Source organism: Streptomyces sp. A1277 (assembly GCF_004795015.1).
In the GTDB taxonomy this organism is placed as follows: Bacteria; Actinomycetota; Actinomycetes; order Streptomycetales; family Streptomycetaceae; genus Streptomyces.
In genome coordinates this window covers 42,913-62,643 of the sequence record NZ_SSBI01000026.1, presented here as the reverse complement: position 1 = coordinate 62,643, position 19,731 = coordinate 42,913, and the positions used below count along the sequence as shown (strand labels likewise).

The following is a 19,731-nucleotide window of genomic DNA, read 5'->3' as shown; positions in this document are numbered from 1 at the left end:
GCGGCTCCGGCATGACTCGGGGCGTACGCGGGTGCGGCTCAGGGAGCGGCCCGTTCCCAGGAGTCGGCCCGCTCCCGCGTACGGGGTTCGGCCCGCTCCCGTTCCCAGGGGTCGGCCCGCTCCCGTTCCCAGGGGTCGGCCCGCTCCCGCGAGAGGGCTCTCCATGCCGCCCCTTGAGGGGGCGTACGGGGGTGGCGCGGCCTTTCGAGCCGGGTGCAGGCGCCCGCCGGGCGGGGCTCTTACGGGGGCCGGCTCGGCGGGCCGGCTTGTCGGGCCGGCGTCCTTCGGGTGGGGCGGCTTGGCGGGCCGGCGTCCTTCGGGTGGGGCGGCTTGTCGGGGCTCCGTCAGACGTGCAGGGGCGTGAGCGGTTCCGCGTTCACCGAGCGGGCCGCCCTCTCCAACGCACTGGCGAGCAGCGCCAGGTCCGTCGGCCCGTTGCCCAGCTCGCGGACCGGGCGGCGGGTCGGCGGATCGCCCATCCGCTCCCATTCCAGCGGGACGACCGTCGGCCGCAGCGTCGCCGTGCGCGGGATGCGGCCCGTCACCCGGCCGCCCTGGAACGGCGTGACCCTCCCGTCCGGGTGCCCGAGCCTGCCCCTCCCCGGCGCCGGCTCGTCCGGCGAGGGCGGGACCGCGGGCGGGTCGAGCACGATGCGCAGCCGCGCCCCCCGGGCCAGCTCGGTGTCCTCCGTGCGGTCCGGGCGGGCCGAGGTCGCGACCAGGTGGATGCCCAGCCGGCCGCCCTCCCTGGCCACCGCCTCCAGCGCCCGCACGACCGAACCGGCGGCAGGCCGGCCCGGGCTGCCGAGCGCCGGGGCTATGAGCGCGTCGAAGTCGTCCACGAGCACGACCAGCCGGGGCAGCGGCGAGGGCCCCGGGTCCACGGTCCGGCCGGCCGCCGGGCGCAGCCGCAGGGTGCCGCTCATGGGCGCCTCGATGTCGCCCCGCTGCCCGGAGGCGCGCTGCTCGGAGGCGCCGGGCGCGCGCTGCCCGACCAGGCGCGGGGCCGCCTCGTGGGCCGAGCCCGTCTTCTGCGCCGGAACGGGCACGGCCGCCTGCCCCGCCTCGTGCCGGCTGTGCCACTCGGCGAAGTCCAGCCCGCCGAGGAGTTCGGCGCGGCGCTTCACCTCGCCGCCCAGCGCCTGGGCGAACTCCCGCATCCGGACCGGGTCGGAGGCCACCAGGTGCGTGAACGCGTGCGGCAGCTCGGTGCAGGGGCGCAGGCTCTCGCCGCGCTCACCGCCCGCCCCGTCGACCAGCACGATGCCCAGCCGGTCAGGCCGGGCCGCGGCCGCCAGCGACGCGGCGACGGCCCGCAGCAGCTCGGTGCGCCCGCTGCCGCCGGGCCCCTCGATGAGCAGGTGCGGCCCCTCGTCGGCGAGATCCACGCTCACCGGGCCCCGGGGCCCGGCCCCGAGCACGACGACGGGACGCCCGGCGTAGACGGCGGGGCGGGGGACGGGGGCGCCGGTGCCGGCGGGGCGGGGGACGGGGGTGCCGGCGGGGCCGCCGGTGCGTGTGCCGGAGCCGGTTCCGGTGCGCGGTCCGGTGCTGGTCCCGGAGCCGGTTCCGGTGCGCGGTCCGGTGCTGGTCCCGGAGCCGGTTCCGGTGCGCGGTCCGGTGCTGGTGCCGGTCTGGGGCATCGGGCCCGTCCGTGTGCTCGGGCCGGACTCGGCGGCGCTCGGGTACGGGGTGCGGCCGGAGCCGGCGGTGGTGGGGCCCGGGTAGCGGGAACGCCCGGAGCCCGGGGAGTCCAGGGACTCGGCCGACGTGCGCTGGGCGCCCACGCGCGGGGCCGCCGTACGGGCCTCGTCGCCCGCTCCCCGTACCGTCGCGCCCGGCTGGTCGTCCGCCGTCGACGCCCAGCGGGCCATCAGGGACGCCGGGGTGGCGCGGGCCAGGCCCAGTTCGTCCAGGAGGCGTGCGGACGGCGGGAGCGCCACCGGGGCCTGCCGGCCCGGCAGCGCGGCCGAGCCCTCCGCGCGCAGCGGGGCCAGCGCCCGTCCGAACCGCTGGGCCCAGTGGGCCGACACCGCGTCCACCGCCGCGACCGTGCCGTGGCCCGCCGCCCGGCCGCCTGCCGTGCGCAGCAGCCGCAGCGCCGTCGCCACGTCGCCGCTCAGCATCCCCACCGCCCCGCACTCGCGGAAGGCGATCGACGCGTGGCACGCCGCCTCGTACGTCGCGGCGACCGGGGAGGTGGGGGTGGCGGCCGGCGTCTGGGCCAGACAGATCAGATGGATGCCCGCCGCCGCGCCGGCCGCGGCCAGCCGGGCCGTGTTCTCGCGGAGCACCGCCGCGCCCGGGTCGCCGTCCACGATCACCACGGTGAACGGGCCCTCGTACTGCCCGGCCGCCTCGGCGACCGTGGCCGGGTCCAGGCTCGCCCAGCCGGGGCCGAGCGGCCCGTCGTCCAGCCGGCGCACCAGCTCGGCCGTCCTGGCGAGCGCCTGGTCGCGGTCGAACGCCAGCAGCAGCCGGCAGTCCTGGCCGTGCATCGGCCGCAGATGGGGCAGCCAGCCCAGCCAGGCCCACTCCCGGCGCCGCTCCTCGGCCGTGCGCGCCCGGTCCGTGCTGATCAGCACGATCTCCAGATCGGTGGGGGAGTGCAGCGCGGCCAGCTGCGCCACGACGGACCGGGCGAGCCCGGACAGCCGCTCCCGGGGCCCGGCGAGCCCCAGCGCACCGGCCTCCCGCAGCCCCACGGTCACCGGCACGGCGGGCAGGTCGGCCCGGTCGGTCGTGCCCAGCCGGACCACCAGCGCCTCCGGGTGCGCGGGATCGCGCTCCCACAGCCGGGGGCCCGGGCCCAGGGCGGTCAGCAGGACGGACGCCGGATCGGGCCAGGTGCCCTCCGGGGCGGTGGGCAGCGAGGCGGAGGTGGCCTCGGGGGCGGGCGGGGCGGCCGCCTCGGGGGCGCTCGCGGGCGCGGGCTCCGCCCTGCCGCCCTTGAGCCGGCGGGCCCAGGCGCCTATGCCGCCGCGCCGGGGCGCCTCCTGCTCGGGGAAGCGGCCGGGGTGCCCGGCGGACGGGCCCGGCCGGGACCCGGTGTCGGAATCGGGTGCGCGGTGGTCGGGCCAGTGGCCTTCGGGGCCGGAGGCGGGGGCGTCCGGGCCGTCGTACGAGGGGTCGGGGACGGGCTCCGCCGGGGCTTTGGCCACGCGCAGGTGGCCCTCGCCGTCCGGGGCCGTCCGCAGTGTCGGCGTACGCGCGCCGGAGGCGAGCCGCAGCGTCGACTCGCCGAGCCGCAGCAGCGCACCGGGATGCAGCAGGACCGGGCGGTCACGGATCTCCGCCCCGTCCAGCGAGGTGCCGTTGGTGGAGCCCAGGTCGGCCACCGTGACCCGGCCGTCCTCGCGGACCGTGACCTCGCAGTGCAGCCGGGACACATCGGGGTCGTCCAGCGGTACGTCGGCCTCGGCCGAGCGGCCGATCCGGATCGTGCCGCCGTGCAGCAGGTGGACACCGCCCGCGTCCGGGCCGGCGACCACCCGCAGTTGGGCGGGGACCGCTTCGTCCGTCGTCTCGTCCTCGCCGGGTGCCTGGAGCGAGAGCACCGCCCCGTCCACCAGGGGCGGTTCACCGAGCGCGCACCGCTGCGCGTCCAGCCGCTCCCGTCCGGCGAAGAGCACCACCGCACCGCTGCCGAGGGAGCCGTCGGGACCGGCGACGGCCATGGCCAGGCCGGACGCGACGGCGGCCAGCGCCGTCCCCGCGGGGGCGGTGACCAGCACATCGCAGGCGCGCGCCGGGGTCTGGCCGCTGGGCGGCGCGAGGACGGTCAGCCGGATCTGCATCGCCGTCAGCGGTCCCTTCTGCGCGCGGTGCCCGGCAGGGGGAACGCCCTGTGATTCCCCCCACCCGGCACGGACGCGTCGTCCGGTACAGGTTCGACACGCGCCGCGGGGCTCCCGACCCCGCAGTCGTGCTGTAGGCATCCTCGCACCTGCCACTGACAACACGCCCGGCAGTGACCACTAAGTGATCTTGGAAGGTCTGCTGTGGCCCCAAAAGTGCCGCATGACCGGTTCTCCCGGCGCGCCCGCGTCCGGTCCCCGCCCGGCAACCATCCGGTCCGCGCCCGCGTCCGGTCCCCGCCCGGCAACCATCCGGTCCGCGCCCGCGTCCGGTCCCCGCCCGGCAACCATCCGGTCCGCGCCGGCGTCTTCCCCCGCGACCGGTGCGCGCGGGGAGCAGAGGGCGCACATCTGGGGATAGCGGACAAACGGGTAACCTTCCCGACCCGGCCGGCCACCGCGGCGCAGCCTCTAGAGTGGGCCGGAAACTCCGGAGGGACATCCGGGGACCGCAAGCACCACGACCAGCAGGGAGCGCATGACGTGCGGCCGGTAGGCAGCAAGTACCTGCTCGAGGAGCCGCTGGGACGCGGCGCCACGGGCACCGTCTGGCGTGCCCGCCAGCGCGAGGAGGCGGGCGCCGAGGCGGCCGTGGCCGGCCGGCCGGGCGAGACCGTGGCGATCAAGGTCCTCAAGGAGGAGCTGGCCAACGACGCGGACGTCGTGATGCGGTTCCTGCGGGAACGGTCCGTCCTGTTGCGGCTGACCCACCCCAACATCGTGCGCACCCGCGACCTCGTCGTCGAGGGCGACCTCCTCGCCCTCGTGATGGACCTGATCGACGGCCCCGACCTGCACCGCTACCTCCGCGACAACGGCCCGCTCACCCCGGTCGCCGCCTCGCTGCTCACCGCGCAGATCGCCGACGCGCTCGCCGCCAGCCACGCCGACGGGGTCGTCCACCGCGACCTGAAGCCCGCCAACGTGCTGCTCTCCGAGCCCGACGGCGAGATGCGCCCGATGCTCACCGACTTCGGCATCGCGCGCCTCGCCGACTCCCCGGGCCTGACCAGGACCCACGAGTTCGTCGGCACCCCGGCGTACGTGGCGCCGGAGTCGGCCGAGGGCCGCCCGCAGACCTCCGCCGTCGACATCTACGGCGCCGGCATCCTGCTGTACGAGCTGCTCACCGGCCGCCCGCCGTTCGCCGGCGGCACCGCGCTCGAAGTCCTGCACCGGCACCTCAGCGAGGAGCCCCGCCGCCCCAGCACCGTCCCCGCGCCGCTGTGGACGGTCGTCGAGCGCTGCCTGAGCAAGGACCCGGACCGCAGGCCGAGCGCCGAGAGCCTGGCCCGTGCCCTGCGTACCGTCGCCGCCGGCATCGGGGTGCACGCGAACGCCGCACAGATCGCGGCCGCCGACGGCGTCGGGGCCCTCCTCGCGCCCGACCCGGCGCCCACCGCCGTCCCGGAGGTCCCCGGGGCGGCCGACCCGACGCAGGTGCTGCCGAGCAACGCGGGCTCGTACGACGCGGGCTCGTACGACCCGGGCGCTGCCACCAGCGTCCTGCCGCACAGCGGCGGCCCGGGCGCCGGCTCCCAGGCCGACCCGACCGCCGTCCTGCCGCCCGTGCCGCCGAACGACAGCGTCCCGCGCCCCGACGAACCGCACCCCTGGCAGTCCCAGCTCCAGGCCGCCCGCGACCGCAACGAGCAGACGCAGGTCCAGTACCTCGACCCGAGCCAGGACCCGCTGCGCCGCCGCCCCCAGCGCCAGCAGCCGCAGCCGCAGGCGCAACAGCAGCAGCGCCGGCAGCAGCAGTACCCCCAGCAGCAACAACCGCAGCAGTACCCCCAGCGCCAGCAACGGCAGCAGCAGTATCAACAGCAGTACCAGCCGCAGCCCCAGCAGCAGTACCAGCCGCCGCAGCAACAGCAGTACCAGCCCCAGCCCCAGCCGTACGCGCCGCCCCAGCAGCCCCAGCAGCCCGCGCAGCGCCCGCCGCGCGAGCCGAGGCAGCGCAGCGCCAACCCGATGAAGATCCCCGGGCTCGGCTGCCTCAAGGGCTGCCTGTTCACGCTGGTCCTGCTCTTCGTGGCGAGCTGGCTGATCTGGGAGCTGACCCCGCTCAAGGACTGGATCGGAGAGGGCCAGAGCTACTGGCACGCGATCACCGACGCCGTCTCCACGGTGAAGGACTGGATCTCCGGGCTGGGCGGCAGCGGCGGCGGAGCCTGACCGGGCGGCCGCCGGCCGGCCGGAGAACCCCGGCCGGCCGCGCAACTCTGTAGCTATGTCGACTTCCGCGGGCCAATTCCGAGGCAATTCGCCCGCAGAAGTGAAGGTTGGCGCCAACCACGGCGCACAGCCCCCCGATCGCCGCGTAACTTTGTCGATCGGGGGTTGTTGAGCGAGGGTCCATCGCCAGCCGCTGAGGGAGCAGTCTTGGCACGGAAAATCGGCAGCCGGTACACCGCCCACCAGATACTGGGGCGCGGCAGCGCCGGCACGGTGTGGCTCGGGGACGGCCCCGAGGGGCCCGTGGCCATCAAGCTGCTCCGCGAGGACCTCGCGTCCGACCAGGAGCTCGTCGGCCGCTTCGTCCAGGAGCGCACCGCGCTGCTCGGGCTCGACCATCCGCACGTCGTCGCCGTCCGCGACCTCGTGGTCGACGGCAACGACCTGGCCCTCGTCATGGACCTGGTACGCGGCACCGACCTGCGCACCCGGCTCGACCGCGAACGCCGGCTCGCTCCCGAGGCCGCCGTCGCCATCGTCGCGGACGTCGCCGACGGCCTCGCCGCCGCGCACGCCGCCGGGGTCGTCCACCGCGACGTCAAGCCCGAGAACATCCTGCTCGACATGGAGGGCCCGCTCGGCCCCGGCAACGCACACCCCGCGCTGCTCACCGACTTCGGCGTCGCCAAGCTCATCGACACCCCGCGCCGCACCAAGACCACCAAGATCATCGGCACCCCGGACTACCTGGCCCCCGAGATCGTCGAGGGCCTGCCGCCGCGCGCCGCCGTCGACATCTACGCGCTGGCCACCGTGCTCTACGAGCTCCTCGCGGGCTTCACGCCGTTCGGCGGCGGCCACCCCGGCGCGGTCCTGCGCCGCCATGTCACCGAGACCGTCGTCCCGCTCCCCGGCATCCCCGACGAGCTGTGGCAGCTGCTCGTCCAGTGCCTGGCCAAGGCGCCGGCCTCCCGGCTGCGCGCCTCCGAGCTGGCCGCCCGCCTCCGCGAGCAGCTGCCGCACCTGGCCGGCATCCCGCCCCTGGACGTGGACGAGCCGGACGACGAGCCGGAGACCCCGCAGGGCTACGACGAGCAGCACTACACCCCGGTCGGCGACGAGCCCCGCAGGCGCGGCGCCGTACCGCTGGTGCCGGGTTCGTCCCCGGACTCCAACCGGGACACCCACACGAGCATGCGCGTCCCGGCCCCCGACGAGCTGTCCGGCGGCCCCCGGGGCACCGCCCGCGCCCCGCGCGCCCCCGGCCGGCCCCGCCCCGGCTCGGCCCGCAACAAGTCGGCCGCCATCCGCAAGCGCCGCATCACGCTGGGCGCCGCCGCGCTCGTGCTGGTGGCCGGGATCGGCGTGGGCGGCTGGTTCGCGCTGAGCGGGGACGACGCGGGGGACGGTCCGCAGGACACCAGGAACTCGGCCCCGGCGGCCCCCTGAGGCCCCCCGGGCCCCGCGCCCCGGACGGCCCTGCGGGCGGTGATCGGGCGGCCCGAGGAACGTACGCGCCGACAGCCGTTACGCTGGACCCGTGGCAGTCGTCGATATTTCCGAAGAGCTGAAGTCCCTCTCCTCGACCATGGGGTCGATCGAGGCCGTCCTGGACCTGGATGCGCTGAGGGGGGACATCGCCGTGCTCGAGGAGCAGGCGGCCGCCCCGTCCCTGTGGGACGACCCGGAGGCGGCGCAGAAGATCACCAGCAAGCTTTCGCACCTCCAGGCCGAGGTCCGCAAGGCCGAGGCCCTGCGCGGCCGGATCGACGACCTCGGAGTCCTCTTCGAGCTCGCCGAGGACGAGGGCGACGCCGACGCGCAGGCCGAGGCCGAGGCCGAGCTGGAGGCCGTCCGCAAGGCGCTGGACGAGATGGAGGTCCGCACGCTGCTGTCCGGTGAGTACGACGCCCGCGAGGCGCTCGTCACCATCCGGGCCGAGGCCGGCGGCGTGGACGCGGCGGACTTCGCCGAGCGGCTCCAGCGGATGTACCTGCGCTGGGCCGAGCGGCACAACTACAAGACCGAGGTCTACGAGACGGCGTACGCCGAGGAGGCCGGCATCAAGTCGACCACCTTCGCCGTCGAGGTGCCGTACGCCTACGGCACGCTCTCCGTCGAGCAGGGCACCCACCGGCTCGTCCGCGTCTCCCCGTTCGACAACCAGGGCCGCCGCCAGACCTCCTTCGCGGGTGTCGAGGTGCTGCCCGTGGTCGAGCAGACGGACCACGTCGAGATCGACGAGTCCGACCTGCGCGTCGACGTCTACCGCTCCTCCGGCCCCGGCGGCCAGGGCGTCAACACCACGGACTCCGCGGTGCGTCTGACCCACCTGCCGACCGGCATCGTCGTCTCCTGCCAGAACGAGCGCTCGCAGATCCAGAACAAGGCGTCCGCGATGAACGTCCTCCAGGCCAAGCTCCTTGAGCGCCGCCGCCAGGAGGAGCAGGCCAAGATGAACGCCCTCAAGGGCGACGGCGGCAACTCCTGGGGCAACCAGATGCGTTCCTACGTCCTGCACCCGTACCAGATGGTCAAGGACCTGCGTACGGAGTTCGAGATGGGCAACCCGGAAGCGGTCTTCAACGGCGAGATCGACGGCTTCATCGAGGCCGGCATCCGCTGGCGCAAGCAGAGCGAGAAGTAACCGGCAGGCTGCTCCCCGCGGGCCGGATTGCGGAGAAGGTGTGGCGGGTGCGTCACAGTCCTGGCTCTGAAACGCCGTCAACTCCCCATGAAACCGGGCATACGGTCCCGGAACCGCCTTGACGTTCTCCTTAACTCTGGAAAGGGTGCTGGGGCAGCGTGTGTACGTCTGGACGGTTGTGAGCGGGGGCGGGCGGCATGGCCACGGCACCACGTGAGCCGGCGCTCGGAGCGAACCCTGCCGGACGACCACACCCGTATACCGCTGCTCCACTGACGAGAACGGCTACTGGGGGTAGCAGTACATGACGAAGAAGACGCGCGTACGTATCGCGCGGATAGCGGCGGGCGCGGTCATCGCGGCGGGTGCCTCGCTGGCCGCCGCAGGCGCGGCGCAGGCCGTCAACATCAAGGTTCCGGGCGTGGACATCGGCGTCCAGTCGTCGGCCGACGACCCGGGTGACGACGACGGTGACCCGTGCAGCCCGCTCGACCCGCGGTGCGAGCCGACGGACCCGCCCACGGACCCGACCGACCCGAGCGACCCGCCGACCGACCCGACGGACCCCTCGGACCCGCCCACGGACCCGACGGACCCCTCGGACCCGCCGACCGGCCCGACCGACCCGTCGGACCCGCCCACGGGCCCGACCGACCCGAGCGACCCGCCGACCGACCCGACGGATCCCACCACGGACCCGACGGACCCGACGGTCCCTACGGACCCCTCGGACCCGACGACGGACCCGACCGAGTCGTCGGACCCGACCACGGGCCCCACGGACGCCGGTGACGGCAGCGCCACCGCCGGCCAGACCGGCGCGTCCGGCGGCAACACCGACACCGACTCGGTCGGCAACCAGCCGGTCGAGCAGGGCAAGGGCAAGGACGAGCTCGCCGAGACCGGTGCGGCCGAGACCACGTTCCTGCTGATCGGCGCCGCGACGATGATCGCCGGGGGCATCGGCTTCCGCATCCTGCCGCGCCTGGTGAACAGCCGCACGGCCGCCTGAGGGCGCTGAGACTCAGCTACGAGAGGGGCCCGGACCGCGCGCAGCGGTCCGGGCCCCTCACGTGTGGACCGGTGGCAGGTGTTCGGTTAAACGGTCTGGTGGGCCAGCAGGGCCAGGGCGCCCAGGAGCACCACCATCAGGACGGCCAGCATCGCGGGGCTGATCCCGGCGAACGGGCCCTGCCCCTGCTCCCGCATCCGCTCACGGCTCGCCCGGCACACGCGGCAGCGGCCCTCGGCCACGGGCGCCGCGCAGTTCGCGCACACCAATCGGTCATAGGTCATGCGCTTTCCTCCTCCCGCGCGGCGGAGCCGCACAAGCCTTCTCTCCGCACAACGCTCACGGAAACGCAACCGTTCCCCTACCACTGTGCCAGCTCGCGAGCCATCCGGCCCGTCCCGCCGGGCACGCCCCGGCCCGTACCCCGCCGCGCCGCCCCGGAATCGGGGCCGTTTCACCGTAAATCACCCATCCCGGTACGCGTGCCTGCACGCGTCAGCCCGGTTCGCGTATGGTCACGCTCACCTACTCCCGGCCGACCGTGGTGCATCCGTGATCCGATTCGACAACGTCTCCAAGACCTACCCGAAGCAGAGCCGTCCCGCTCTCCGGGATGTGTCTCTCGATATCGAGAAGGGCGAGTTCGTCTTCCTGGTGGGCTCGTCCGGCTCCGGCAAGTCCACCTTCATGCGACTCATCCTGCGCGAGGAACGTGCCAGTACGGGGGCGGTCCACGTCCTGGGCAAGGACCTCGCGCGCATGTCCAACTGGAAGGTGCCGCACATGCGCCGCCAGCTGGGCACCGTCTTCCAGGACTTCCGGCTGCTGCCGAACAAGACCGTCGCCCAGAACGTGGCGTTCGCCCAGGAAGTGATCGGCAAGCCGCGCGGAGAGATCCGCAAGGCGGTGCCGCAGGTCCTCGACCTCGTCGGACTCGGCGGCAAGGAGGACCGGATGCCCGGCGAGCTCTCCGGTGGTGAGCAGCAGCGCGTGGCGATCGCGCGGGCCTTCGTCAACCGGCCCATGCTGCTGATCGCGGACGAGCCGACCGGCAACCTCGACCCGCAGACCTCCGTCGGCATCATGAAGCTGCTGGACCGGATCAACCGGACCGGCACCACCGTGATCATGGCGACCCACGACCAGAACATCGTCGACCAGATGCGCAAACGCGTCATCGAGCTCGAAAAGGGCCGTCTCGTACGCGACCAGGCGCGCGGCGTCTACGGCTACCAGCACTGAGCACCCAGCACTGAAAGGACGCCATGCGCGCCCAGTTCGTCCTGTCGGAGATCGGCGTCGGCCTCCGTCGCAACCTCACGATGACCTTCGCCGTCGTCGTCTCCGTCGCCCTCTCGCTCGCCCTGTTCGGTGGCGCGCTGCTCATGCGCGAGCAGGTCAGCACGATGAAGGACTACTGGTACGACAAGGTCAACGTCTCCATCTACCTCTGCGGCAAGGGCGACGCGGAGACGGTGGTCCAGTGCGCCAAGGGTGCGGTCACCACCCAGCAGAAGAAGCAGATCGAGAGCGATCTCAACAAGATGGACGTCGTGGAGAAGGTGATCTACGAGTCCTCCGACGAGGCGTACAAGCACTACCAGGAGGAGTTCGGCGACTCCCCGATGGCCGGCAACATCACACCGGACCAGATGCCGGAGTCCTTCCGCGTCAAGCTGCACGACCCGACCAAGTACAAGGTGGTCGCCACCGCCTTCGCCGGGCGGGACGGGGTGCAGTCGGTCCAGGACCAGAGAAGCATCCTGGACAACCTCTTCGGCCTGATGAACGGCATGAACGTCGCCGCGCTGTTCGTGATGGCGCTGATGCTCGTCATCGCGCTGATGCTGATCGTGAACACCGTCCGGGTCTCCGCGTTCAGCCGGCGCCGGGAGACCGGCATCATGCGGCTCGTCGGCGCCTCCGGCTTCTACATCCAGGCGCCGTTCATCATGGAGGCCGCCTTCGCCGGTCTGATCGGCGGCGTGCTGGCCTGCGTCATGCTGCTGGCCGGGCGCTACTTCCTGATCGACGGCGGACTCGCCCTCCAGGACAAGCTGAATCTCATCGACTTCATCGGCTGGGACGCGGTCCTCACCAAGCTGCCGCTGGTGCTGGCGATCGGCCTTCTGATGCCCGCAGTTGCCGCCCTCTTCGCACTCCGCAAGTACCTGAAGGTGTGATGTGCGCCCCGTGAGGCGCGTGGCCAACCCGCCATGCGCCCCCGGGACGTTGTCCTAGAATCGGCGCCATGCCGGACCCCGAGTGTCGCGTCGGGCCCCGCGGTCTGCGCCGCGGGGCGGCCCTGACGTTGGTCTTCGCGAGCGTTCTCGCCGCCGGGGCCGCGACCGGTGCGCTGCCCTACGGGGAGAAACCGGAACCCCCGGTGCACGCCCGGTCCGTGGCCGCCACCGCCGACCGCGACGCGGTGGCCGAGGCCGCCGCCGAGGCGGTCGCCGACGGCAAGTCCGGTACGGAGGCGGCCGAGGAGGTCGTCAGCCGCAGCGGTGACCGCTGGGGCGCCGTCTACGACGAGCGGGAGTACCAGGAGTTCGAGCAGGCCCTCGACGGCACGTACACCGGCGTCGGGCTCGCCGCCCGGCGCTCCGCCGACGGCCAGGTCTCCGTCTCCCGCGTCCAGCCGGGCAGTCCGGCCGAGCGGGCGGGCATCCGCGCCGGCGACCTGCTCCGCACGGTCGACGGACGCCGCGTCGACCGCCTGCCGGTCTCCGACGTGGTGGCCCTGCTGCGCGGTGACGCCACCGCCGCCACGGCGGGGAGCACGGTGCGCCTGGGCGTCCGGCGCGGGAGCGTCACCCGGACCGAGACGCTGCGCCGGGCCCGGCTCGCCGTCGAGGCGGTGACCGTGCGGCGGATCGGGGCGGAGGGCTCCGGGGCGTCCGGGGCCGTGCTGATCGAGGTCGGCTCGTTCACCAAGGGCTCGGGCGCGGCGGTGCGCGACGCGGTCCGCCGGGCACCGGCGGGCGCCGGGGTGCTGCTGGACCTGCGCGGCAACCCGGGCGGGCTCGTCACCGAGGCGGTCACCGCGGCCTCCGCCTTCCTGGACGGCGGCCTGGTCGCCACGTACGACGTGCACGGCGAGCAGCGCGCCCTGTACGCGCGGGCGGGCGGCGACACGGAGCGCCCCGTCGTCGTCCTGGTCGACGGCGGCACCATGAGCGCGGCCGAGCTGGTGACGGGCGCCCTCCAGGACCGGGGCCGCGCGGTCACGGTCGGCTCGCGCACCTTCGGCAAGGGCTCCGTCCAGATGCCGAGCAAGCTGGCCGGCGGTTCGGTGGCCGAGCTGACCGTGGGCCACTACCGCACCCCGGCCGGGCGCGGGGTCGACGGCAAGGGCATCACACCGGACCTGGCGGTCAGCTCGCGGGCCCAGGAACGGGCCGAGACGGTATTGAGTGGCCTCGGGGGCGGGTCTTAGTGCGAAAATGGCCGCACTATGGCTAAGGAAAAGGACACCGGGCGCAAGCTCATCGCGCAGAACAAGAAGGCGCGCCACGACTACACCATCCTCGACACCTACGAGTGCGGCCTCGTGCTCATGGGCACCGAGGTCAAATCGCTGCGTCTGGGCCGGGCGTCCCTGGTCGACGGCTTCGTCCAGATCGACGGCGGCGAGGCGTGGCTGCACAACATCCACGTCCCGGAGTACGTCCAGGGCACCTGGACCAACCACTCCGCCAAGCGCAAGCGCAAGCTGCTGATGCACCGGGCCGAGATCGACAAGCTGGAGTCGAAGGCGCAGGAGACCGGTCACACGATCGTGCCGCTCGCCCTGTACTTCCGGGACGGCCGGGTCAAGGCCGAGATCGCGCTCGCGAAGGGCAAGAAGGAGTACGACAAGCGTCAGACGCTGCGCGAGAAGCAGGACACCAGGGAGACGAACCGCGCGGTCGCGGCGGCCCGCCGCCGTCAGCGGAGCGCCTGAGCGGGACCCGGCACCGGCCGTCGGCCGGTCCGGCAGGAATACGCTGGCATCGTCGTGCGTTGGTCACGTACGATGGCACTGCACCCCAGCGAGGGTGTGTACCACCTTTGAAAAATCAACATGGGGATGATCGGTTTCGACAGCGGATGTCGAAGCAGGGGAAGCGAGTCGAGGAAGCGGCAATGATCTCGTAAACCATATGTCGCAACCAATAATCGCCAATTCCAAGCGCGATTCCTCCGCCTTCGCCCTCGCTGCCTAATCAGCAGCTGAGCGAAGACTCTGCGGAGTGTCAGCCCGGGGGTGATCCCGACCCGGATCCTGGCATCATCAAGGGATCTAAACTTCTGAGTCCGGTCACGGGTCTCTGAAGGAAATCAAACAGTGACTGGGCCTGTCGGAGGCTTGTCCGCGTGACCTCCGAGGCCGAGAAAAGCGCAGCGGACTGCACTCGGAGAAGCCCTGGTTCCGCACCGTTGGACGCGGGTTCGATTCCCGCCATCTCCACAATTCCCATGTGAACGAGGACCCCGTTGCCACCCGGCAGCGGGGTTCTCGCGTTGCGCGCCCGCGCGTCCGTGCCGGCCGGTCCGGCCCGCACGGCGTGAGGGAGTGCGCGCCCGGCGTGCGCGCCCGGGGCGCGCTCCCGCCGCTCACCCGCGGGGGCCGGTGGCCGCAGCACGGTTCGAAAACAGATGTATCTCTCATGACGAACAACACCGGTCAGCGGGCTCGGGCTGTCCCCGGCGTGCGCTACATTCATGGACCGGGTGCACGTGGTAAGGGGCTCGTGGGCAGGGTGGGGGCCGTCCGGAGACACACGACCGGTCAGTTGTGCGCACCCGGTCCTGAGTGGGGGAAGTGTGTACAACAGTGGAAACTTGGCGTGAAGGTGCCCATGCAGGGCACACACACGAGCCGAACGAAGTCACCATTCAGCTGGACGGCCTGGGGCGGCAGCTCTCCGAGCTCCTCCCGGAACCCAGCGCTCCGGATGGCTCCGACGGCCCCGTCTTCGTCGACGAGAGCGGCCGGCGCGGCAAGACGCTGCGCCGGGTCGGATGGGTCCTGGCCGCGGTCTTCGTCTGTTACGCGGTGACCCTGGTCATCGCCATGCTCGGCGGCAACTCAAGCGCGCCGTCCCTCCCGATCTCCGGCCACGAGGAGCACCAGAAGACGGAAGAGGTGCAGGCGCCCGCCTCGCCCGGCGCGAGCCCCAGCACCGGGGCATCCGCCGGCACGGGCACCAGCACCTCGCCGTCCGCCCCGCAGCCGCAGGGCAGCGCGGCCCTGCCCGGCGGAACCGGCACCGAACGCTCCACGGCCCCGGGGGCCAGCTCCTCCGCCTCGACCCGCGTCCCGCCGAAGGGCGACACGGGCACCGCCGGGAGCAGCGGCGGCAGCACACCGGCCGGGGAGACGACGGCCTCGGGGCAGCCCGCCGACGCCGGCACCCCGGTCACCGATCCGGACCCGCCGGCCCCCGGCACCACGTCTCCCACCGCCGAGTCCCCGGACCCGCCCGCGCAAGAACGAGAAGGCGCCAACTAGATGACCTCTCCTGCCCCCCGGGGCAGGCGCAACAACCACAGGAAGAAGCAGAACCGGCGCAGACTTCCCATGCGCTACATGCTGCCGCTCCTGTTTCTCGTTGCCCTGCTCGCCATGCTGATGCTGCGCGGCTACGTGCACAGCGAAATCCTCGCCGACCACCGCATCCGGCCGCCGGTCGCCACCGACCGGGTGCCCGAACAGGTGCTGGAGGGCGGGCCGGTCATCGACGCACGGAGCACCACCGAGCCCGCGAAGACCCTGCGCATCCCGGACCACAAGATCGTGCTGACCTTCGACGACGGCCCGGACCCGGAGTGGACGCCGAAGGTGCTGGACGAGCTGAAGAAGTACCACGCCCACGGCGTCTTCTTCGTCACCGGCACCATGGCCTCGCGCTATCCGGACCTGGTCGAGCGCATGGTCAAGGAGGGCCACGAGGTCGGGCTGCACACCTTCAACCACCCCGACCTCTCCTACCAGTCCACCGGCCGCATCGACTGGGAGCTGTCCCAGAACCAGCTGGTGCTCGCGGGCGCGGCCGGCATCCGCACCTCGCTGTTCCGGCCGCCCTACTCCTCGTACGCCGACGCCATGGACAACAAGTCCTGGCCGGTCACCCAGTACGTGGGCAGCCGCGGCTACCTCACCGTCGTCAACAACACCGACAGCGAGGACTGGAAGCGGCCTGGCGTCAGGGCGATCATCAAGCGTGCCACGCCCAAGCACGGCAAGGGCGCGATCATCCTGATGCACGACTCCGGAGGCGACCGGTCGCAGACCGTCACCGCCCTGGGGAAGTTCCTGCCGAAGATGCAGGAGCAGGGCTATACGTTCGCCAACCTGACCGACGCCCTCGGCGCCCCCAGCGCGCACACCCCGGTCACCGGGTTCGACCTGTGGAAGGGCAAGGCGTTCGTCTACGCCGTGGACGTCTCGGACCACATCACCGATGTGATGGTGGCCGGCCTCGCGGTCATCGGTGTGCTGGTCTTCGCCCGCTTCGGGCTGATGCTGCTGCTGTCCTTCGCGCACGCCCGCCGGGTCCGCGGACGCGGCTTCCGCTGGGGCGAACCGCTCACCCGCCCGGTGACCGTCCTGGTGCCCGCGTACAACGAGAGCAAGTGCATCGCTAACACGGTGCACTCGCTCGTGGCAAGTGACTATCCGGTCGAAGTCATCGTGATCGACGACGGCTCCACGGACGACACCGCGGACATCGTCCAGCGGATGCGCCTGCCGAACGTCCGGGTGGTGCGCCAGCGCAACGCGGGCAAGCCCGCCGCCCTGAACAACGGCATCGCGCACGCCCGCAACGACATCATCGTGATGATGGACGGCGACACGGTCTTCGAGCCGTCCACCGTCCGCGAGCTGGTGCAGCCCTTCGCCGACCCGCGCGTCGGGGCCGTCGCCGGCAACGCCAAGGTCGGAAACCGCGACTCGCTCATCGGCGCCTGGCAGCACATCGAGTACGTGATGGGCTTCAACCTCGACCGCCGCATGTACGACCTGCTGCGCTGCATGCCCACCATCCCCGGCGCGGTCGGGGCGTTCCGCCGGGACGCGCTGGACCGCATCGGCGGCATGAGCGAGGACACCCTCGCCGAGGACACCGACGTCACCATGGCCCTGCACCGGGACGGCTGGCGCGTCGTGTACGCGGAGAACGCCCGCGCCTGGACCGAGGCGCCGGAGACCGTCCAACAGCTCTGGTCGCAGCGCTACCGGTGGTCGTACGGCACCATGCAGGCGATCTGGAAGCACCGCCGCGCGGTCATCGAGCGCGGGCCCTCGGGCCGCTTCGGCCGCGTCGGGCTGCCCTTCGTTGCCCTGTTCATGGTCGTCGCCCCGCTCCTCGCCCCCCTCATCGACGTCTTCCTGCTGTACGGGATCGTCTTCGGCCCCACCGAGAAGACCGTCATCGCCTGGCTCGGCGTCCTCGGGGTGCAGCTCGTCTGCGCCGCGTACGCCTTCCGGCTCGACCGGGAGCGCATGACCCATCTGATCTCGCTGCCCCTCCAGCAGGTCCTCTACCGGCAGCTCATGTACGTGGTGCTGCTCCAGTCCTGGATCACCGCTCTCACCGGCGGCCGGCTGCGCTGGCAGAAGCTGCGCCGGACCGGGGTCGTCGAGGCGCCCGGTTCGGTGCCTTCCCAGAGCAGGCGCAGCAACGACCGGAGGCCCGTCGCATGACCCACCCGGACTACCCCTCCGCGTATCCGCAGCAGCCGCACGGGGAGCCGCACACCGTGCCCTTCCCGGCGCAGCGGCCGCAGGAGTGGGCGCGGCCGCCGGCCGACCCGGCGCCGTGGGCCCGGCAGCCCGAGCCCTGGGTCCAGGAGCCGGCACCGTGGGTCCAGGAGCCGGAGCCCCGGTTCCAGGAGCCGGCGCCCGCGGCGACGCTCGCGCCCGCCCCCGAGCCGGAGCCCGCCCCGGCGCCGGCCAAGGGCGGCCGGGACCGCTACCTCGACCTGCTGCGGGCCGTCGCGCTGGTCCGTGTCGTGGTCTTCCACCTCTTCGGCTGGGCGTGGCTGACCGTCGTCTTCCCGTCCATGGGCGTCATGTTCGCCCTGGCCGGCTCGCTGATGGCCCGCTCGCTGTCGCGGCCCGCGTGGAGCGTCATCCGCAGCCGGGTGCGCAGGCTGCTGCCGCCGATGTGGGCGTTCGCCGCGGTCGCCGTACCGGTGGTCTTCCTGCTCGGCTGGAAGCCGGTGCGGGAGGAGGGCATCTGGTGGTTCCTCAAGCTGGCCTGCTACGTCTTCCCGGTCGGCACACCGCCCTTCCCCTGGGAGAACGGCTCCGAGGGCGGCTTCCTGGAGACCTCCTGGGCCGAGCAGGCGATCGGGCCGCTCTGGTACATCCGCGCCTACCTGTGGTTCGTGCTGGCCTCCCCGCTGCTGCTGAAGGCGTTCCGGAAGCTGCCCTGGGTGACGCTGCTCGCTCCGATCGGGCTCACCGCCGTCATCGGCACCGGCCTGGTCACCGTGCCCGGCACGGCCGGTGAGGGGCTGGTCGACTTCGCGGTGTTCGGCTCCTGCTGGATCCTCGGCTTCGCGCACAACGACGGGCTGCTGAAGACCGTTCCGCGCTACCTCTCGGTCTCGCTCGCCGCGATCCTCATGGCCTTCGCCCTGTGGTGGGGCTCGGGCCACCTCACCGAGGAGGGCTGGAACCTGGACGAGATCCCGCTCGCCCAGGCCACCTGGTCGCTGGGCTTCTGCGTGATCCTGCTCCAGTACGCGCCCTCCTGGCGGGAGCTGCCGGGCCGGCTGGCGGCCTGGGACAGCCTGGTCACGCTCGCCAACAACCGGGCGGTGACCATCTACCTCTGGCACAACCTGCTGCTGATGGCCGCCTTCCCGATCATCGACCTGCTGTGGGACGTGCCGTGGGTCGGCGACCACCTCGGCACGTACATCGACGCCTCGTACAACACGCTGGCGCTGATCCTCATCTGGCCGCTGATAGGGCTGATGATCCTCGCCGTCGGCTGGGTCGAGGACGTCGCCGCCAAGCGCCGCCCGCGGCTCTGGCCCAACGGGGCGGCCAGGCCCCGCGCCCGGCACTGACCTCTTCTCACCGGGCCGGCCCCGGCCCGGTGAGAGCAAGGTTGCCCACCGGTCACCTCGCGGCACCGCACCGAAACGCGCGCTTCCCAGGTTCGGGACAACACCCCCGAGCACCCGGTGGAGGCGCGCGATGGCCGGCCATTGGATCGAGCACCGGGACCCGGAGGACGAGACCTTCTGGCGCCAGGGCGGCGAGCGGATCGTGCGCCGCAACCTCTGGTTCTCCGTCCTGTCCGAGCACATCGGCTTCTCGGTGTGGACCCTGTGGTCGGTGATGGTCCTGTTCATGGGACCGGAGTACGGGGTGGACCCGGCCGGCCAGCCCTTCCTGATCTCCACCGCGACGCTGGTCGGGGCCCTCGCCCGGGCGCCGTACACCTCCGCGGTGGCCCGGTTCGGTGGCCGGAACTGGACGGTGTTCAGCGCGCTCACCCTGCTGGTACCGACGCTCGCCGCCCTCGTGGTGATGAAGCCGGGGACCTCGTACGCCGCCTTCCTGGCCGTCTCCGCGCTCACCGGGCTCGGCAACGGCTCGACGTACAAGATGATCCCCGGCATCTTCCACGCCCAGGCCCTCGCCCAGGGGCTGCGCGGCGAGGAGGCGGCGGCCCGGGGGCGGCTGTCCGGGGCGGCGATGGGCCTGATCGGCGCGGTCGGGGCGCTCGGCGGGCTCGCCGTCAACCCGGCCTTCCGGCAGTCCTTCCAGACCTCGGGCGCGGGAACGGCCGCGTTCTGGTCGTTCCTCGCCTTCTACGCGGTGTGTTCCGCGCTCACCTGGGCGGTATACCTTCGCCCCGCCGCGACCGCCCCGGCGAAGCCGCAGCTCAGCCACGCCGAGGTGTGATGATGAACGGGCGGCGCCCGGCGCCGTAACGAGCGGGAAATACGGCTGAACCGGGTCTGTCACGCGGCGTTGGCAGGCTCGGTCCTCCGCACCATCGAGCAGCAGCGGGACGAGAGCCGGGTAG

At 73.0% G+C, this 19,731-nt stretch carries 14 protein-coding genes and 1 other RNA gene; 13 read left to right on the top strand and 2 right to left on the bottom strand.

Features of this window, described 5'->3' with window-relative positions; genetic code table 11:
• Window positions 1-344: 344 nt before the first annotated feature.
• Window positions 345-3,797, bottom strand: a complete 3,453-nt coding sequence (locus tag E6R18_RS18985) for an FHA domain-containing protein (RefSeq protein ID WP_136318088.1) — start codon at window positions 3,795-3,797, stop codon at window positions 345-347.
• 543 nt (window positions 3,798-4,340) lie between these two features.
• Here E6R18_RS18985 and E6R18_RS18980 point away from each other — a divergent pair.
• The 4 genes from E6R18_RS18980 (at window position 4,341) to E6R18_RS18965 (ending at window position 9,694) form a co-directional block, all read left to right on the top strand.
• Window positions 4,341-6,035: a serine/threonine-protein kinase gene (locus E6R18_RS18980; protein ID WP_136318087.1), complete on the top strand. Its 1,695-nt coding sequence runs from the start codon at window positions 4,341-4,343 to the stop codon at window positions 6,033-6,035.
• Window positions 6,036-6,242: 207 nt separating this feature from the next.
• On the top strand, window positions 6,243-7,484 hold the full coding sequence (locus tag E6R18_RS18975; protein ID WP_136318086.1) for a protein kinase: 1,242 nt from the start codon (window positions 6,243-6,245) through the stop codon (window positions 7,482-7,484).
• Window positions 7,485-7,575: 91 nt separating this feature from the next.
• Window positions 7,576-8,682: a peptide chain release factor 2 gene (gene prfB, locus E6R18_RS18970; RefSeq protein WP_136318085.1), complete on the top strand. Its 1,107-nt coding sequence runs from the start codon at window positions 7,576-7,578 to the stop codon at window positions 8,680-8,682.
• Window positions 8,683-8,986: 304 nt separating this feature from the next.
• The gene (locus E6R18_RS18965; RefSeq protein ID WP_136318084.1) at window positions 8,987-9,694 is read left to right on the top strand and encodes an LPXTG cell wall anchor domain-containing protein; all 708 of its coding nucleotides are present in this window, start codon (window positions 8,987-8,989) and stop codon (window positions 9,692-9,694) included.
• A gap of 86 nt (window positions 9,695-9,780) precedes the next feature.
• Here E6R18_RS18965 and E6R18_RS18960 read toward each other — a convergent pair whose 3' ends face one another.
• A complete protein-coding gene (locus E6R18_RS18960) occupies window positions 9,781-9,978 on the bottom strand; it encodes a hypothetical protein (protein WP_136318083.1) in 198 nt (65 codons plus the stop codon).
• A gap of 268 nt (window positions 9,979-10,246) precedes the next feature.
• Between E6R18_RS18960 and ftsE the strand changes: the two genes are divergently transcribed.
• The 9 genes from ftsE (at window position 10,247) to E6R18_RS18915 (ending at window position 19,607) form a co-directional block, all read left to right on the top strand.
• On the top strand, window positions 10,247-10,936 hold the full coding sequence (ftsE, locus tag E6R18_RS18955) for a cell division ATP-binding protein FtsE (protein ID WP_026242629.1): 690 nt from the start codon (window positions 10,247-10,249) through the stop codon (window positions 10,934-10,936).
• Window positions 10,937-10,959: 23 nt separating this feature from the next.
• Window positions 10,960-11,877 carry a permease-like cell division protein FtsX gene (gene ftsX / locus E6R18_RS18950; RefSeq protein ID WP_136318082.1) on the top strand — a complete coding sequence of 306 codons (918 nt, stop codon included), beginning with the start codon at window positions 10,960-10,962 and terminating at the stop codon, window positions 11,875-11,877.
• Window positions 11,878-11,945: 68 nt separating this feature from the next.
• A complete protein-coding gene (locus tag E6R18_RS18945; protein ID WP_136318081.1) occupies window positions 11,946-13,133 on the top strand; it encodes a S41 family peptidase in 1,188 nt (395 codons plus the stop codon).
• An 18-nt stretch (window positions 13,134-13,151) separates the two neighbouring features.
• Window positions 13,152-13,640, top strand: coding sequence for an SsrA-binding protein SmpB (gene smpB, locus E6R18_RS18940; RefSeq protein WP_136318080.1), 489 nt, complete (start codon window positions 13,152-13,154; stop codon window positions 13,638-13,640).
• Window positions 13,641-13,762: 122 nt separating this feature from the next.
• Window positions 13,763-14,150: a transfer-messenger RNA gene (ssrA, locus tag E6R18_RS18935) on the top strand.
• Between the two features lie 363 nt (window positions 14,151-14,513).
• Window positions 14,514-15,191: a hypothetical protein gene (locus tag E6R18_RS18930; RefSeq protein ID WP_136318079.1), complete on the top strand. Its 678-nt coding sequence runs from the start codon at window positions 14,514-14,516 to the stop codon at window positions 15,189-15,191.
• Complete coding sequence (locus E6R18_RS18925) at window positions 15,192-17,387, top strand: glycosyltransferase (RefSeq protein WP_136318078.1); 2,196 nt, start codon at window positions 15,192-15,194, stop codon at window positions 17,385-17,387.
• Window positions 17,384-18,763 (top strand): acyltransferase, encoded by a 1,380-nt coding sequence (locus E6R18_RS18920; protein ID WP_136318077.1) that lies wholly within the window; start codon window positions 17,384-17,386, stop codon window positions 18,761-18,763. The genes E6R18_RS18925 and E6R18_RS18920 overlap by 4 nt, the downstream gene beginning before the upstream one ends.
• Before the next feature lie 130 nt (window positions 18,764-18,893).
• Window positions 18,894-19,607, top strand: a complete 714-nt coding sequence (locus E6R18_RS18915; protein WP_136318076.1) for an MFS transporter — start codon at window positions 18,894-18,896, stop codon at window positions 19,605-19,607.
• Window positions 19,608-19,731: the final 124 nt, after the last annotated feature.

Excerpts from the sequence above, each read along its gene's own strand:
- E6R18_RS18985 (WP_136318088.1), bottom strand. The coding sequence starts at position 3,797 with ATGCAGATCCGGCTGACCGTCCTCGCGCCGCCCAGCGGCCAGACCCCG.
- E6R18_RS18965 (WP_136318084.1), top strand. The coding sequence starts at position 8,987 with ATGACGAAGAAGACGCGCGTACGTATCGCGCGGATAGCGGCGGGCGCG.
- E6R18_RS18960 (WP_136318083.1), bottom strand. The coding sequence starts at position 9,978 with ATGACCTATGACCGATTGGTGTGCGCGAACTGCGCGGCGCCCGTGGCC.
- ftsX (WP_136318082.1), top strand. The coding sequence starts at position 10,960 with ATGCGCGCCCAGTTCGTCCTGTCGGAGATCGGCGTCGGCCTCCGTCGC.
- E6R18_RS18945 (WP_136318081.1), top strand. The coding sequence starts at position 11,946 with ATGCCGGACCCCGAGTGTCGCGTCGGGCCCCGCGGTCTGCGCCGCGGG.
- smpB (WP_136318080.1), top strand. The coding sequence starts at position 13,152 with ATGGCTAAGGAAAAGGACACCGGGCGCAAGCTCATCGCGCAGAACAAG.
- E6R18_RS18925 (WP_136318078.1), top strand. The coding sequence starts at position 15,192 with ATGACCTCTCCTGCCCCCCGGGGCAGGCGCAACAACCACAGGAAGAAG.
- E6R18_RS18920 (WP_136318077.1), top strand. The coding sequence starts at position 17,384 with ATGACCCACCCGGACTACCCCTCCGCGTATCCGCAGCAGCCGCACGGG.
- E6R18_RS18915 (WP_136318076.1), top strand. The coding sequence starts at position 18,894 with ATGGCCGGCCATTGGATCGAGCACCGGGACCCGGAGGACGAGACCTTC.